This window comes from uncultured Salegentibacter sp. (assembly GCF_963972535.1).
In the GTDB taxonomy this organism is placed as follows: domain Bacteria; phylum Bacteroidota; class Bacteroidia; order Flavobacteriales; family Flavobacteriaceae; genus Salegentibacter.
In genome coordinates, this window is record NZ_CAXAVR010000064.1 from 1 (window position 1) to 15328 (window position 15328).

Here is a 15328-nt window from a genome sequence, read left to right on the forward strand (position 1 = left end):
TTAGAAACCTTCAGTTACAGGGTAAATGGGGAGAATCTGGCATAATGTTCAAGGTATATGTCATAGTTTTGCCAATTCTAATCGCATTATATATTGGCTTATTTGGGCAGTTAGACTGGGAAGATCTTATTAAAGGCGACAATATTTCCATGTGGCTTATTGCTCTTGGAATTGTGGGGCAACTTATTTATACTTCGCGTTTTATTTATCAATGGATTCATGCCGAAAGAAACCAGGAATCAGATCTGCCTCTCAAATTCTGGATTATTAGCCTCGTGGGATCCATTCTTATTTTTACCTACGGCATTTTTCGGGATGACCCGGTTTTAATTGCCGCCCACTTTTTTGGGGGAATTGTTTATATCAGGAATTTATTTATAATACGGAAGTCTGGTGAGTAATTTCGGTTTAAAAATTTCTATTAGGAAGATTCCTATAACAAGAATATATTCAACCGCAATTAACCAGTAATTTTCCTGAAATCCGTTACCGGTATAAGCCGAATAACTTAGCATTACCAAAAACGACCATACCAGTGCAAACCTGAATTTCGTAAAAACCGAAAGCAAAAGTGGGGTGGCAATATACCAGGGATGTACGGTTGTTGAAAGAAAAAAGTAAACCGAGACTCCCAGAAGCATAGTATGAATTAGCTTTTCGGTTGAATTATTTCTTCTGAAAACGGCCAGTCCTGCTAGAATTAAAATTACAATTAGAGGTAGGATTTTCCCGGCTGTGCCAATAATATTGTAGCCTTTTAGCTGAAATCCAATCCATCTAATTATATAATAAATACCCGCATTAAACTCGAATTTCTGAAACCATAGCGCAATACTTGCTGAAAAATTGGAGATAAATTCCGAAGAAAGAAAAGGTAGAAAACTAATTAAAATAGTGGTTCCCGCAATTAGATAATATATCAATAACTGCTGAGAATTTAGCTCCCTAACTTGTCTTATTTTGTTTCTAATCAGTGCATTGTCGGGTAGGTTTTTAAAGTTTCTTTTCTTTAAGAAATAATTCCATAAAAGCGGTAAGAACAATAGTGGCAACAATTTTACCGAAACTGATATTCCAAGTAGTACCGCACTCCAAATCCATTTTTTCTGATGTAATAAATAAATAGACCAGGTTAAGAAGAACAGCATTGCGCCTTCAAAATGAAAATTTCCGGTGAGTTCTATGATTATAAAAGGATTCAAAATAAACCAGAAGACCTTGTGAGTGGGTAGTTTTAATTTCAGCAGTAATTTTCGGCCGAAATATAGCGTGCCCAGATCGGCTAAAATGAGAAAAAATCGCATCGTGATCACAGAACCCAAAATACTCTTTCCTCCTAAAAATGCTGAAATTGCAAACAGCAGTTGATTTACCGGCGGATAACTGGTGTAGTTTCCCGCACTTAAACTTCCCATTCCCTGTATTAGTTTTTGCTGTGTGAATTCGAGAGAAGTTGAAATCTCTTTTAAATCATTCGGCACCGATAAATAAGGATTTATTCCGTCCAGAATCAATTTTCCATCCCAGATAAAACGGTAAAAATCTTGCGAAAGGTTTGGCGTGGCCACAATAAAAACGAGTCGGAATAAAACTGCAATTCCAGCTAACAACCAGAAATTGTTTTTTTCTAATTGAAGAAGCTTAAAACTGATAAAAAATAAACCGGTATAAAGACTGATCAGTTTTGTGAAATCAGTGCGGTTTAGATCGTAAGCGAAAGACCAATAAAAAGCAATTCCTGTTAAGATTAGGAGAATGGAAAACTTATGATTTTTAAGGAAATCCAGCACAGCATATTATTATTAAAAATTAGTTGTCATTGCGAGGGACGAAGCAATCTGTATTTGTAGTAATAATGAAGAGATTACTTCACTTCGTTCGTAATGACGCAAGGACGGCTTGTGATTCATCCTACTATATTCTAACCGATCTAAAAACAACAAACCCAAAGCCTATAAACAGCATCAAGTGGAAAATGGCGAGGCTAAAATCGTTCAGCATAAAAGCGCTATAGAGTCCGAAACCAAAATACAGCCATAAAGCAAATTCAACCCCAATGCTTAAGGAAAATTTCTGCTGAATATAAATATTCTTTTTCCAGGAATCGTTTAGGGAACTTACATTGAATTTTGGAGTTCTAATAAAAGCCGATTTTTTCCCCAGATGACCTTCCAAAACCGCCAGGGAATTATGAACCGAAAATCCCATCGCTACCGAAAAGAAAGTGAAAAACATGCCTATAAATTTTAAAAAGCTTTTAAAACTCTTCCCGTGAATTCTCGCATAAGCAGCATAATAGCAAAGAAAGAAAATCACGGTGCTTACTAAAAAGAAAGCCACCAAATTAAAATACCAGCTGAACTGCGGATTGTTGTTTTTAATAAATAATACCGGAATACTTAAAACTGCCAACACCAGGATGATTAAGAACATACTGGAATTTAGAAGATGGAAAAAGGCGTGAAACTTAGTGCCAAATGGAACCGATTTGTCTTTAAGTAACTTCTTGAAATTCTTTTTAAAATTCTCTGCAGCACCTTTATTCCAGCGAAATTGTTGCGAACGCGCTGCGCTTATCGCCACTGGCAATTCGGCTGGAGTTTCCACATCTTCCAGGTACTTAAACTTCCAGTTCTTAAGTTGTGCGCGGTAGCTTAAGTCAAGGTCTTCGGTTAAGGTGTCTCCGCTCCAATTTCCCGCATCCAAAATACATTCTTTCCTCCATATTCCTGCTGTCCCGTTAAAGTTGATAAAATGCCGTCCAAAATTACGGCCGGTTTGTTCCAGGATAAAATGAAAATCTAAAGCGAATGCCTGAATTTTAGTAAGTAGGGAATAGTCCCGATTAATATGTCCCCATCGAGTTTGCACCACTCCAATTTCAGGATTTTTGAAATAGGGCACGGTTTGTAACAACCAGTCTTTTTTCGGCATAAAATCGGAATCGAAAATGGCGATAAACTCTCCTTTAGCAATCTTTAAACCTTCTTTTAAAGCACCGGCTTTAAATCCGCTTCGGTCTTTTCGGGTAATATGCTGGATGTCGAGTCCGGTTTTTTGAAGCTCTGAAACCAATGATTCAATTTTTTTAACCGATTCATCGGTAGAATCATCTAAAACCTGGATCTCTAATTTTTCACGACGATAATCAATTTTCGCAATATTTTTCAGCAGGCGTTCCACTACATAAAGTTCGTTGTAGAGTGGGAGTTGAATAGTAATGAAAGGTGTTTCCGCAGGATTTTTTAAATCAAATTTTTCCGAAGCATCTACCTGTTTTTTGGCTTTTAGGTAATTCAATAATAAATGGAACTGCGAGATACTGTAGAAGAAAATAAGCAGCAGGGCAAGGGTATATATGATGATAATGGCTAAATCCATTACTTAAAACTGTATTTAAAGATCCAACCCAGGATTTTGATTCCTGCAAAGATAGCACCTTTCACGGTGCCTGAAACTTTTGAAGTGCCAATCCTGTTTTTATAGTGGACGGGAACTTCGGTGTAAGAAAATCCTTTTTTTAAGGCTTTTAATTGCATTTCTACTGTCCAACCGTAAGTTTTATCCTGCATTTCAAGTTCAAGCAACTTATCGTATTTAATTGCTCTAAAAGGACCCAGATCGGTAAAGCGGGCGTTGAAGAATAATTTCATTAGGGAAGTCGCCAGCCAGTTTCCAAATATCTGCGGAAAAGTCATCGAGCCTTTTTCACGCCATCTTTTAACCCGGGAACCAATAACCAGGTCTTTATTTTCCTTAATAATTGGTGCGATAATTTTAGTTAATTCGGCTGGGAAATCACTGTAATCGCCATCAAGGAAAATAATAATGTCGGGTTTATTTTCTTGTTTTGAAATATAATCCATTCCCTTTAAACAGGCATAACCATAACCTTTTCGCTTTTCCTGAAGTACCGTGGCACCGGCGTTTTTAGCATTTTCCTCGGTAGCATCGGTAGAATTGTTGCTTACTACAATTATTTCCTGAACAATTTCCGGAATTTCTACAATGACTTTAGCTATGGAATCTTCTTCGTTATAAGCCGGAATAATAACCTTAATCCCTCCAGAGGGTTTTATATCACGAAAATTCTTTTTATTGGCAGAATATTTTTCTGAGTCATTGGTCGGAGTTTTCCTCTCAGATTCCTGATTTTTTTTCGGCATTTACTTCGATTTCTGGTTTACTAAATCCATTAGATCTAGATCATTTCCCAACAGCACTTCTTCCGAATTTATGCGTCCGTCCATATCGTCATTTTCAAGTTTTAAAACGCCTCTTGGGCAAACTGCCGAGCAAATTCCGCAGCCAACACAACTGGAACGCACAATATTTTCACCTTTTTGAGCATAAGCGCGAACGTCAATTCCCATTTCGCAGTAGGTAGAGCAATTTCCGCAAGAAATACACTGGCCGCCATTGGTAGTAATTCTAAACCTTGAAAAAAGTCGTTGCTGCATTCCTAAGATCGCCGCCATTGGGCAACCATAGCGGCACCAAACCCGACTTCCGAAAATTGGATAAAAGCCTACGCCGATTACACCAGAAAATGCGGCGCCAATTAAAAAACCGTACCATTCCCTAAGTTGATAGCCTCCAAAAAAGAAAATATTCCCATTTCCGCTAAAATAATTAATCCCAATAATTGCTAAAATCACTACCAAATAACCAATAGCACCATATTTAGCATCTTTCGCTAATTCTTTGCGTTTAAAGATCATAATTACGGCAAAAAGTAAAGTGAGAAATCCGGCCGAACCCCAAAGGAAAACATCTTTGGTAAGCCAGAAATCATTGGCGCTGTCGCCCAAAAATGAGTATAAAACCGCGATGGTCATTACGGTAACAAAAACCAAAACGCTATGAATCACCCAGCGTTCAATTTTCCAGGCATATTGAGATTTATTGGAAAGATGACGATAAGGATCGCCGGCGGTTTCTGCGAGTCCGCCACAGCCACAAACCCAGCTGCAATACCAACGTTTACCGTATTTGTATGTTAAAATTGGGGTGATTACAAAGATGGAAATCAAACCAAAAGCTAGCATAATTACACCGACATTACCTGCCGAAAGGAATTCGTTGATCTTATAATCGGTGAACAAATCGTAGTTAAGCGGCCAAATATTAGCTGGATTATAGTAAGGTTGGTTTAGCCGGATTAAAATTTCGGGAAGTAGAAATGCAAAACCTAACTGAAAAAACATCACCGAAAATGTGCGAATTACCTCGTAGCGATTATTACGATATTTGAGAATAAATTTATAGCCGAAAATAAGAATAGCCAGCGTGTAAAGTGTGCCGTACACAAACCATTGGCTGGCAGGATTTCCGCTAATGAATTGGCTTAACGGATCAAAAAGTGAGATGATTCCGGTATTTTCACCATCAGCATTCAAACCTAAATATTGTGGATACCAATAAAGCACAACATAAAAAAGGGTGAGACTAATGCCCAGGATCCAGGCCCAAAACCCACGTCCGCTAAGTGATTTAAACCAAACTCCATCATTTTTAATTCCTTCGTGTTTCCCTAGATAGAGATCGTTCGCAAATATTATTGTGCCAGCTGCAATAAGCCCTAAGGATAAACTTAGGAATAAAGTTTTATTGGGGAAATTTACATTGGCGACAGCAAGCACTAAGATAAAAAGGCCGATCAAACCAATACCGCTGGCCAGTCTTTGCGTGGTAGAAAGTTTTGCCGGTGCTTCGGCCGTAAGAGACATGTTATGTTCTATTTCACTCATGCTTTCTGTAGATTCTCTTTAAAACTTTTAAAAATGTCTTTCTCGTAACGAGTATAAAATTCGGGATCAAAATTGGCTTGTTTTAGATTGGCTAAAACGTGATCTATTTTGTGATTTTCATTCAACCATTGATCGAAAACCTGGTGGCGCATCCTAATTCCAAAAGTGTTTATTCCCAGGAATTTATTTGAATTTGCATCAAAGGCGATCGTAATAGCTTTGGTGTTATCTTTATGCTGCCAGTGAAAATGCATTTCGTTATCGCCCGGTTTTGCCGAAACATTGCCGTAAGTTTGGTATTCAATATCGAAGAATTTAGCCGAATTAAACCAGTTTCCCGGTTTGTATTTCATCGCATTACCGGTTAAGGTTTGTGCAAGAGTTTCGCCCATCATACGGCCGGCATACCAAACTGCTTCAATAGATTTACGATGAGGTAAAGGTTGCTTTATTTGGACGCAATCACCAATAGCGTAAACATCTTTGATGTTGGTTTGTAAATATTCATCAACGAGAATTCCTCTATCTGTTTCTAATGGAGAGTTTTTAAGAAAATCTATATTTGGTCTAACTCCGGTGCAAAGGCCCAATAACTGGCATTCGATTTCTTCTCCGGATTTTGTGATTATAGATTTAACTCTTCCATTTTCATTCGCAACAATCTTATCCAGTTCTGTTTTCTCTCTAAGATCTACGCCGTGGGATTTGATATGTTTAGAGATCATTTTAGCATCCTGGATGGGCAAGACATTATGCCAAAAAGCTTCTTCCCGAATTAAGAAAGTGAGTTCAATATTCCTGGTTTTGAGCATTTCGGCGAGTTCTACGCCTATAAGTCCGCCGCCAATAATTACTGCTTTCTTACAGTTTTTGGTGTTTTCTTCCAGTAGTTCCAGATCCTGTTTAGAAACCAGGCCCTGCACACCCTCTAAATCCTGACCTTCCCAACCAAATTTATTATAAACCGAACCCGTTGCCAAAACCAACTTATCGTAGTTCATTGTTTCTTCTGTAGAAAAATGCAATGTTTTTTCTTCAAAATCTATGGTATCAACCCAGGCTTTTTTTAATTCAATTCTATTTTTCTCCCAAAACCAGTCTTCATAAGGTTTTAGGTGATTCCATTTCATATGGCCCATATACACATACATAATGGCTGTACGGGAAAAGAAATATTCGCTTTCCGCAGAAATTACAGTAATTTTTGCATCGGAATTTTTCCTAATATGCCTCGCACAGGTAATTCCCGCAATTCCATTTCCTATAATAACAATGTGTTCCATATGTGCTCGATAATCGAGATTTAAAAGCTCCAGGGCCTTCTTCGAAATTAAGTTATTATTTCTTATTTTTTCTTTTGAATTTGTTCAAAGCAACTGTTCTTAAACAGATTTTATTACTTCCTTAAAAAGCTTAATCATATTTGGTTCTGCTTTTTCGGCCATTGCAATAATTTCATTAATATTTACCGGTTCTAGGTTATCTGGGTCGCCTTCATCTGTAATTACAGAAATAGCCGAAACCGGTAGTTTTAGATGATTGGCCACAATAATTTCGGGTACGGTACTCATTCCCACAGCATCTGCTCCCAAGACCTGCAACATTCTATATTCGGCACGGGTTTCTAATTGCGGACCTAAAAGTGCTGCGTAGACTCCTTTGTGCAGTGTAATTCTTTCATTTTTAGCGATAATTTCAAATGCTTTATTCATTTCAGCATCGTAAGGCGCACTCATATCCACAAAACGTTCGCCCATTTGTGAAACTCCTTTAAAGGCTAAAGGAGAATCTCCCAGCAAATTAATATGATCGTCAATTAGCATAAGTTCACCTTTTTTGAACTTCAAATTTACCGATCCGGAAGCATTAGAAACAAGTAGTTTTTTAATACCAAGCTGGTGCATAATGCGCACAGGAAAAGTAACATCTTGCATCGTGTAGCCTTCATACATATGGAAACGCCCCTGCATGACCATCACTTTTTTTCCTTCCAGTTCTCCAAAAATTAATTTCCCTTTATGGAATTCTACCGTTGCGGTTGGAAAATGCGGAATATGATTGTAACTAACCTCAATTTCTATTTTTATCTCGTCTAAGAGCTGACCTAAACCGGTGCCCAGGATTATTCCAATTTCAGGGTTTTCAAATCCTTTTTCCTTCAGGTATTTAGTAGTTTCCTGTATTTCTTTAATCATTTTTTAATTTTTGAAAAATTGCTGAAAATCTTTATGATCTTTAATATCTGAATAATAATCTACATCGTTCCTGGCGTCAAGCAAACCGATATTTTTTCCTTTTAAATCCTTTAAAGTATCCTCCAAAACCGATGAGGTTCCCCATTTTTTATCCTCAAATACTTCTGGAAACAATTGATTCATTCCCAATAAATAATAACCGCCATCTGTAGCCGGGCCAATTACCGCATCTTTTTCCTGAAGTAATTGAAAAGCTTTTTCCAGATCTTCCCGCTGTAAATCGTAAAGATCGCTGCCAATAATTATAATATTTTGGTAGCCATTTTTAAAGCCTTCTTCAAAGGCGTTCTTCATTCTTTCTCCAAGGCCTTCTCCCTGCTGAAGTTTTTTAGCATAAATCTCAGGGTCCCAAATATCGTTTTGGGCAATTCCTTCAGAATAATATACTTCTTTGCCAACTGCAAGATTTCTAGTAACTGAAACAGTGTGTTCCAGCAAAAAATTATAAATTTTAAAAGCAATTATATCGCCAACATCTTTGGCAAGCCTGGTTTTTACTTTTCCCGGTTCTGGATTCCTGGTAAAGATAATTAATAAAGCTTCGGTAGGTTTAAGGCTCAAAGTTTAAAATTTAAGAAGTGAAAATTATGCAACTGTTCCCTGGCAGCTACTTCCAGCACCTGCAGTACAGCCGTAACAATGTTGTGAAATTCTTATTTCCCGGTTATTGAGCAAATCTTCGTTGTAATCGCTAATGTGCTGCACTTTGCTGTCTACTTTTAGTTCTAACATTTGATTAAAATCACAGTCGTATAACCAGCCATCCCAACTTACCGAAATGGTATTGGTGCACATCACACTCTCTACCGCGGCGGGATTGTAAGCCTCTACAAGCGCATACATATAATCTTCATAATTCTCTGAAGCGATCAAAAATTCCAGAAACCTGCTTATAGGAAGATTAGTAATAGCAAAAAGGTTATCAAAATCTATATTGAAATCTTCTTTAAGTGCGGTTTTAAAATCCTGTTCCAGTGCTTGTTGATTGGTAGGTAGAAAGGCCCCTGATGGATTATATACGAGATCCAATTTTAGTTCTGTTTCTGGCTGTGCGTAGCCCACAGCGTTAAGCATTTGTAGAGCTTTGATAGATTTATCAAAAACACCAGTTCCGCGCTGTTTATCTGTTTTTTCCTTTTTATAAAATGGAAGCGAGGAAACTACGTGAACATTATATTTTTTGAAGAATTCTGGTAAGTCGTGGTATTTTTTGTTTGCCAGAATTATAGTAAGATTAGACCGAACAATAAAATCTTTGATCCCTGCTTTAGAAGCTTCTTCTACAAACCATCTAAAATTGGGGTTCATTTCCGGAGCACCACCGGTGAGATCTAAGGTATGGGCTTTAGTGGTTTTAATAACCTCCAGGCACTGCTGCAAGGTTTCTTTGGTCATAATTTCCTTGCGATCGGGACCGGCGTCTACGTGACAGTGTGAACAAACCTGGTTGCACATATAGCCTAAGTTAAGCTGAAGGATTTCCAGTTTTTTAGGTTTTAACGGGTAATTGCCGGTTTTGGCAATTTTATCTTTAAAAAGGGGAAGTTCTCCTTCTTTAAAAATTCCGTTGCTCAAAAATGCAAGCTGGTTCTCTGGTTTAGAAAGATCGTTTTTTCTAGCCGATAGGGATTTGAGTAAAGCCATGTAAAATTACATTTAGTGCTATTTGAAGATAATGATTTGTGAGATTGAGCGGTAAGATAATAGCTTACATGCTCAACTTATCATATTTATTCATCATTTGTACGCCATGTACCAGGGTTGCTCCACTTTCTATAGCGGCACCGGCGTGTACGGCTTCCATCATTTCTTCTTTGGTAATTCCTCTTTGAAGGCCGTCTTTAGTATAGGCATCAATGCAATATGGGCATTTTACAACGTGCGAAACAGCAAGAGCGATAAGCGACTTTTCTCTAGCAGAAAGTGCTCCTTCCTCAAAAACTTTTCCGTAGTAATCAAAAAATTTATTTCCTAATTCTTCACTCCATTCGGTTATTTCGCCGAATTTTCTTAAATCATCTGGATTATAGTAAGTCTTAGACATTTTGTGACAAGTTTAATTTATACATTTTTTGTCTAAAATATCCATTAAAACTTACTTACCCAATGAATGTTTGTTTTAATAAGGGAAGTTTTGAAATTTGAGAATTTAAAAGGTAGTTGGCAGCTACTTCTTTCTTAGTGTTTTAATTATTTTTTTTACAAAAAATGTGGAAACAATAATTATTGCCAAAGCTTCAAGGCCCAAAAGAAGAAAAATAATATCCATAGTATTCGATATATTTGGTACCTAACCAGGGTAGGAGAGGGCGCGATTAATAATATGTAAATATCTGATTGTTAATTTGTTTTGCTTGCCGTTTTTAAGATAAAAGTTACGGTTTATGACGTGAAATCGGGCGCAATTGCGTATTTTGAGCTTGCAATTAAGCAAAGTGTTTGACGCAAAAGCTGTAAATATTAACTTAAAACCGATTTGTTAATGGCTTTTACTGCTATTTGCGAAGGATATTCTAACTTTACAGAAATTCAACGAGTGTTAAAACACTTCGTTTGTATTTAAAATAAAACTAATATTAAGTTTTAAAATTCGAAATAAAGGGGCTTCCCCACGTTTAGTTTATGAGGATAAATGTAAAAACTTTACCAGTAGATGAAATTATTCAGGATATTTCTGAAAACCTTAATGCACCAGTTCAAAATGGAAGTGGAGAATACACCATAGAATTGCCAAAAGAAGTGGGCGAAGGCTATATTAGGGGAATTAGTTTTGACTCTGGGATGGGCTTCATTTCTTACAACTGCAAGTTTTATGAAGATGTGGAAATTCATTTTGCCTTAAACACGGTGCATCCCTTAAAGTTTATTTTTTGCTCAGCGGGATCAATTGGTCATTCTTTTCAGGATGCTGAGAAAGTAAATGAAATAAAAGCTTATCAAAATATAATTGTATCCAGTAGCGGGTATAATGGGCACGTACTGTATTTTAAAGCCAACGAGGCAACTCACATTTCCAGCCTTGAAATTATTAGATCTGTTTTTGCCCATAGGCGTAATTACGATTTTAAAGATCTTGAACCCACACTAAAAGGATTATTTCAGGATGCGGTGGCCGAAAAGCAGTTCTTCTACCAGGGCAACTATAGTATAAAAGCTGCCGATATTATGAATGAAATTAATACTAAGGAATTCACCGGTTTCTTACGTTCTCTTTATTTGGAAGCTAAAACATTTCAAATGCTCGTTATTCAAATTGCCCAGTATGAAGATGATGAGGATGGCGATAAGCTTCCGCAGATACTAAGACAGTCTGACATTGAAAAGGTAGATTATGTGGTAAAACGCATTCAGGGTGATTTAGGAAGTAATTTAACAGTAGAAACCCTGGCAAAAGAAGCGGGAACAAACGTAAATAAACTGCAAGAAGGTTTTAAATATGTTTACGATCTTACGGTAAATAAATATATGCAGCATAAAAAGCTGGAAGCCGCCAAGGAAATGCTAATGACTTCAGAAAAGAATATTTCTGAAATTGTAACCGCGATTGGTTTAAATAACAGGAGTTATTTCTCTAAGATCTTTAAAGAAAAGTATGGAGTAAATCCTAAATACTTTTTGAAAACGAGAAAGAAGGAAGTTGATTAAAAAAAGTTTTCCCCTTGATCAGTCACAAGTTTTTTTTATGCAAAAATTTCTGGAATCTCGTTCACTTTAAAACCCCAGATGCTGGGTAAAAAGAAATATACCAAAATACTTATTAAAAGAATGGAGAACAGGTTCATCCATAATCCTGTTTTTATCATATCTGGAATATTAAGGTAACCGGAGCCAAAAACCACTGCATTTGGTGGTGTTGCTACCGGCAACATAAAAGCGCAGGATGCGGCCAGTGTAGCGCTTATTAATAATAAGTAAGGGTGAAGTCCCATTGCCAAAGCCATAGGTGCTAAAATTGGAAGTAGCATTGCCGTGGTGGCGAGATTAGAGGTTACTTCGGTTAGAAAATTAACGGCAGCGACAAGAATTAATATTAATAGGAATAAAGGCAGGTTTTGTAAGTAAGTGAATTGTTCGCCTATCCAAACCGCTAAACCTGTTTCACTAAAACCTTTTGCAAGGGCCATTCCGCCGCCAAAAAGTAGAATAATTCCCCAGGGAATTTTTACCGCTTCTTCCCAGTTCAATAAGGGTTTTGTTTCTTTTCCGGAGGGAACGATAAAAAGTGCGATTGCTGCAATAATTGCTATTATGGTGTCATCTATAAAAGGTAGAAAAGGCTGGATTAAAAAAGATCTTGTGATCCAGAGAAAAGCGGTACAACAGAAAATTACCAGCACTCTTTTTTCCTGCTTGCTTATTTTTCCTAAAGACTTCAGTAGCTTATTAATTTCGGCTTTTCCGCCGGGGAATTCAGCTTTATCAAATTTAAAAGCAAAACTGGTTAAGTATTTCCAACAGATAAATAACAAGAAAACCGAGATAGGAATTCCTAACATTGCCCATTTTAAAAAACTGATCTCAATGCCGTACAATTCTTCAACAATTCCGGCAAAAACGAGATTTGGTGGTGTTCCTATAAGCGTTCCAATTCCACCAATAGAAGCACTATAGGCTATAGCGAGCATTAATGCTTTACCAAAGACCAAAGGTTCATTTTCGTTGCTAAAAGGATTGTTTTTCAACTGACTTATTATTGCGGTGCCAATTGGAAGCATCATAACTGAAGTTGCGGTATTGGAGATCCACATAGAAAGAAATGCGGTGGCTATCATAAAGCCGAGGATTATAAATTTTATTTTGCTTCCAATAAGATTGATGATATTTAGCGCAATTCTTCGGTGTAAATCCCATTTTTCTATAGCTACCGCGAGAACAAATCCGCCCAGGTATAAAAACACGTATTTATGACCAAAAGCAGCGGTGGTGGCTTCAATATCTAAAGCGCCGGTTAAGGGGAACATAACAATGGGCAGTAAAGCGGTGACCGAAATTGGGATTACCTCTGTAACCCACCAGAGCGCCATCCAAATGGTAATACAAAGTATATCAAAAGCTGCCGGCGGCATAGATTGCGGTGCCCCAATGATTTGAAGGATAAAAAATAATAATGGCCCCGCTATTAAAATTAGCGCTCTTATAAATTTATTCATTAGTTAAGGTTCTCAAGGATCTACCAAGATATTAAATTTAATAGAGCCAGATAATTCTTTAAATATGCATTCAACTTTTTTTTTAGTTTAACTACTATTTATTTAGTTAAAATTTTTATTAGGATAAATATATTCTTAATATTGAACAATTATTCATCATATCAATCTAATTCTTAATATATCATCACTAATGCAGACTTTCCTTTTGATTATTTTCAGCCTTGTTTTTTCTTCCGCTTTTGCACAGAACAAAGAGATAGAAGATCAAATTAAATACAAAGCTATTTACGAGTTAACTTATGCTCCCGATTCTACGGATATTAATAAATTGAAAACCGAAGATTTTAATTTATTTCTGGGCAATAAGGTTTCAATTTTTGCCAGCCGGGGGCGGACGATGAGTGATTCTTTGAAAATGAATTTACAGGGAAGAGATATTGGAAGTATGGATTTTGAAGAGCGTGCTAAAAGAACTAAAACCGAGTTTGAATCGGTGATTTACAAAGGTTTTCCGGAAGAAAAAATATCTTACTCCTATAAAATTCTTAGGGATAACCTGAGGTACGAAGAAGACCTGAACCAATTTAGTTGGGAGATTTTGCCGGAAAATAAGCTGATAAAAGGCTATCAGGCACAAAAGGCGACTACCACTTTTTCCGGAAGAAATTATATCGCCTGGTTTACTTCAGAAATTCCTATTTCAGAAGGACCTTACAAGTTTAACGGATTGCCGGGCCTTATTCTTGAAATTAGCGACATTCAAAATCATTATAATTATAAACTAAAAAGTTTCGAAAAGTTCAAAAATCCTGCTAGCGTAGAGCTTAAAGTTTCTCATTTTATAAAAAGTGATAAAAAGGAAATTTTAGAAAGTATTAAGGAATATAAGCTAGATCCATTCGCAGTTGTAGAACGAAATAATACTCCCGAAAAAAATATAACTTTTGGATTTAAAGCCGGCGAAAAAGAAAAACTTTTGCGCGAAAACAAAGAAAAGCTTGAAAAGAGAAATAACCCCATAGAACTGGATTAAAATTTAATTTATGAAACACTTTTATATTCCCTTTATATTTCTATTAATAAGCTCGCTCGTTCCTGCCCAGGAATTAACAGATAAATTTAAATACAAAGCTACTTACGACCTTACCTGGCAGATAGATTCAACAGATACTGAGTCTATCCAGAATGAAACTATGGTATTGTTTATTGGTGATAAGATTTCGCGATTTTCTAGCGAAGGTCAATACATAGCAGATTCTATAAAAGAGGCGTATAAAGATCGCGAACGAACCCAACAAAGTTTTAATGAAATGAGATCCAAAATGCCAATGTCGGCATTAAACTTTTATATTTTTAAGAGGCAGAACTCAGCAAAGGTTTCTTTTACAGAGAAAATTGTCAAGGATAATTACCGGTATGTACAGGATATTGATGATTTGAATTGGGAAATTTTGCCCGAAACTAAAGAAGTAGCCGGTTTTGTGGCACAGAAGGCAAAAGCAAGTTTTTCCGGAAGAAATTATACCGCATGGTTTACTACTGAGATACCTATTTCAGAAGGGCCATATAAATTTCGAGGCTTACCGGGCCTGATCCTGGAAATTTCAGATGATAAAGATTATTACACTTTTAAACTCAACGGTTTTAAAGAATTGAACGATGAAATTTCGATGGAGTTTGATCCAGAAAATTATCTGGAGGTTAGTAGAGAACGATTCCTGCAAATAAAAAAGGAGTATGCTGAGAATCCCTTTATAAAAATGGAAAGTTCTGGTATTACAATGGGTTTTCAGCCCGGTCAAAAAGAGAAATTATTAAGGGAACATCGCGAGGAATTTAAGAAGAAAAATAACCCCATAGAACTGGAATAACTGAAATTATGAAAAAAGCCTACTTGACATTTCTACTTATATTGTTTACCATAATTTGCAGTGCTCAAAAGCTATCAGATAAGTTTGAGTACAAAGTGACCTATAAACTTACTTATAAATTGGATTCTACTAATCTTGATGAATCCAAATCTGAATATATGCTCCTGTTTGCCGGAGACGAACTTTCAAAATTTTCCAGTCGGGCAAAAACTCTGGCCAATCCTATTGTTAGAAATGGAAATACTGGACATACTTCCCGGGAAGCGGTTACAGATTTTCAATATGTTATTTTGAAGCATAGG

The 15328-nt window shown here is 36.7% G+C and carries 14 protein-coding genes and 1 pseudogene; 5 read left to right on the plus strand and 10 right to left on the minus strand.

Annotated features, from left to right (window positions below):
• The coding region (locus AACZ30_RS08955; protein WP_339648920.1) for a lipid-A-disaccharide synthase N-terminal domain-containing protein at positions 1-401 on the plus strand (401 nt) is incomplete at its 5' end.
• Here AACZ30_RS08955 and AACZ30_RS08960 read toward each other — a convergent pair.
• The 9 genes from AACZ30_RS08960 to AACZ30_RS09000 form a co-directional block, all read right to left on the minus strand.
• Positions 372-1610, minus strand: a complete 1239-nt coding sequence (locus AACZ30_RS08960) for a mannosyltransferase (RefSeq protein ID WP_339648921.1) — start codon at positions 1608-1610, stop codon at positions 372-374. The genes AACZ30_RS08955 and AACZ30_RS08960 overlap by 30 nt on opposite strands.
• Positions 1611-1914: 304 nt before the next feature.
• On the minus strand, positions 1915-3381 hold the full coding sequence (locus AACZ30_RS08965) for a cellulose synthase family protein (RefSeq protein ID WP_339648922.1): 1467 nt from the start codon (positions 3379-3381) through the stop codon (positions 1915-1917).
• Positions 3381-4079, minus strand: a complete 699-nt coding sequence (locus AACZ30_RS08970) for a glycosyltransferase family 2 protein (protein ID WP_339648934.1) — start codon at positions 4077-4079, stop codon at positions 3381-3383. The genes AACZ30_RS08965 and AACZ30_RS08970 overlap by 1 nt, the downstream gene beginning before the upstream one ends.
• Before the next feature lie 87 nt (positions 4080-4166).
• The gene (locus tag AACZ30_RS08975) at positions 4167-5750 is read right to left on the minus strand and encodes a 4Fe-4S dicluster domain-containing protein (protein WP_339648923.1); all 1584 of its coding nucleotides are present in this window, start codon (positions 5748-5750) and stop codon (positions 4167-4169) included.
• Complete coding sequence (locus AACZ30_RS08980) at positions 5747-7033, minus strand: FAD/NAD(P)-binding oxidoreductase (RefSeq protein ID WP_339648925.1); 1287 nt, start codon at positions 7031-7033, stop codon at positions 5747-5749. Before AACZ30_RS08980 ends, AACZ30_RS08975 begins: the two co-directional genes overlap by 4 nt.
• 99 nt (positions 7034-7132) lie before the next feature.
• The gene (locus AACZ30_RS08985; RefSeq protein ID WP_093304989.1) at positions 7133-7945 is read right to left on the minus strand and encodes a purine-nucleoside phosphorylase; all 813 of its coding nucleotides are present in this window, start codon (positions 7943-7945) and stop codon (positions 7133-7135) included.
• A gap of 3 nt (positions 7946-7948) precedes the next feature.
• Entirely contained in the window at positions 7949-8566 is a 618-nt protein-coding gene (locus AACZ30_RS08990; protein WP_093304987.1) for a TIGR04282 family arsenosugar biosynthesis glycosyltransferase, read from the minus strand.
• A 24-nt stretch (positions 8567-8590) separates the two neighbouring features.
• Positions 8591-9649: an arsenosugar biosynthesis radical SAM (seleno)protein ArsS gene (arsS, locus tag AACZ30_RS08995; protein ID WP_339648928.1), complete on the minus strand. Its 1059-nt coding sequence runs from the start codon at positions 9647-9649 to the stop codon at positions 8591-8593.
• Positions 9650-9713: 64 nt separating this feature from the next.
• Positions 9714-10049, minus strand: coding sequence for an arsenosugar biosynthesis-associated peroxidase-like protein (locus AACZ30_RS09000; protein ID WP_075325720.1), 336 nt, complete (start codon positions 10047-10049; stop codon positions 9714-9716).
• A gap of 578 nt (positions 10050-10627) precedes the next feature.
• On the opposite strand from AACZ30_RS09000, the gene AACZ30_RS09005 reads away from it, so the two are divergent.
• A complete protein-coding gene (locus tag AACZ30_RS09005) occupies positions 10628-11650 on the plus strand; it encodes an AraC family transcriptional regulator (protein ID WP_339648929.1) in 1023 nt (340 codons plus the stop codon).
• A 35-nt stretch (positions 11651-11685) separates the two neighbouring features.
• On the opposite strand, the gene AACZ30_RS09010 is transcribed toward AACZ30_RS09005, so the two are convergent.
• Entirely contained in the window at positions 11686-13155 is a 1470-nt protein-coding gene (locus AACZ30_RS09010; protein WP_339648930.1) for an SLC13 family permease, read from the minus strand.
• Between the two features lie 190 nt (positions 13156-13345).
• On the opposite strand from AACZ30_RS09010, the gene AACZ30_RS09015 reads away from it, so the two are divergent.
• From AACZ30_RS09015 to AACZ30_RS09025, 3 genes and pseudogenes are all read left to right on the plus strand, one after another.
• The gene (locus AACZ30_RS09015; protein ID WP_339648931.1) at positions 13346-14188 is read left to right on the plus strand and encodes a GLPGLI family protein; all 843 of its coding nucleotides are present in this window, start codon (positions 13346-13348) and stop codon (positions 14186-14188) included.
• Between the two features lie 10 nt (positions 14189-14198).
• Positions 14199-15026, plus strand: coding sequence for a GLPGLI family protein (locus AACZ30_RS09020; RefSeq protein WP_339648933.1), 828 nt, complete (start codon positions 14199-14201; stop codon positions 15024-15026).
• An 8-nt stretch (positions 15027-15034) separates the two neighbouring features.
• Positions 15035-15328 (plus strand): annotated as a pseudogene (locus tag AACZ30_RS09025) (GLPGLI family protein); the annotation flags it as partial.

Bases quoted from the DNA above. Each gene is read 5' to 3' on its own strand.
- AACZ30_RS08965 (WP_339648922.1), bottom strand. From the start codon at position 3,381: ATGGATTTAGCCATTATCATCATATATACCCTTGCCCTGCTGCTTATT.
- AACZ30_RS08975 (WP_339648923.1), bottom strand. From the start codon at position 5,750: ATGAGTGAAATAGAACATAACATGTCTCTTACGGCCGAAGCACCGGCA.
- AACZ30_RS08980 (WP_339648925.1), bottom strand. From the start codon at position 7,033: ATGGAACACATTGTTATTATAGGAAATGGAATTGCGGGAATTACCTGT.
- AACZ30_RS08985 (WP_093304989.1), bottom strand. From the start codon at position 7,945: ATGATTAAAGAAATACAGGAAACTACTAAATACCTGAAGGAAAAAGGA.
- arsS (WP_339648928.1), bottom strand. From the start codon at position 9,649: ATGGCTTTACTCAAATCCCTATCGGCTAGAAAAAACGATCTTTCTAAA.
- AACZ30_RS09000 (WP_075325720.1), bottom strand. From the start codon at position 10,049: ATGTCTAAGACTTACTATAATCCAGATGATTTAAGAAAATTCGGCGAA.
- AACZ30_RS09005 (WP_339648929.1), top strand. From the start codon at position 10,628: ATGAGGATAAATGTAAAAACTTTACCAGTAGATGAAATTATTCAGGAT.
- AACZ30_RS09010 (WP_339648930.1), bottom strand. From the start codon at position 13,155: ATGAATAAATTTATAAGAGCGCTAATTTTAATAGCGGGGCCATTATTA.
- AACZ30_RS09015 (WP_339648931.1), top strand. From the start codon at position 13,346: ATGCAGACTTTCCTTTTGATTATTTTCAGCCTTGTTTTTTCTTCCGCT.
- AACZ30_RS09020 (WP_339648933.1), top strand. From the start codon at position 14,199: ATGAAACACTTTTATATTCCCTTTATATTTCTATTAATAAGCTCGCTC.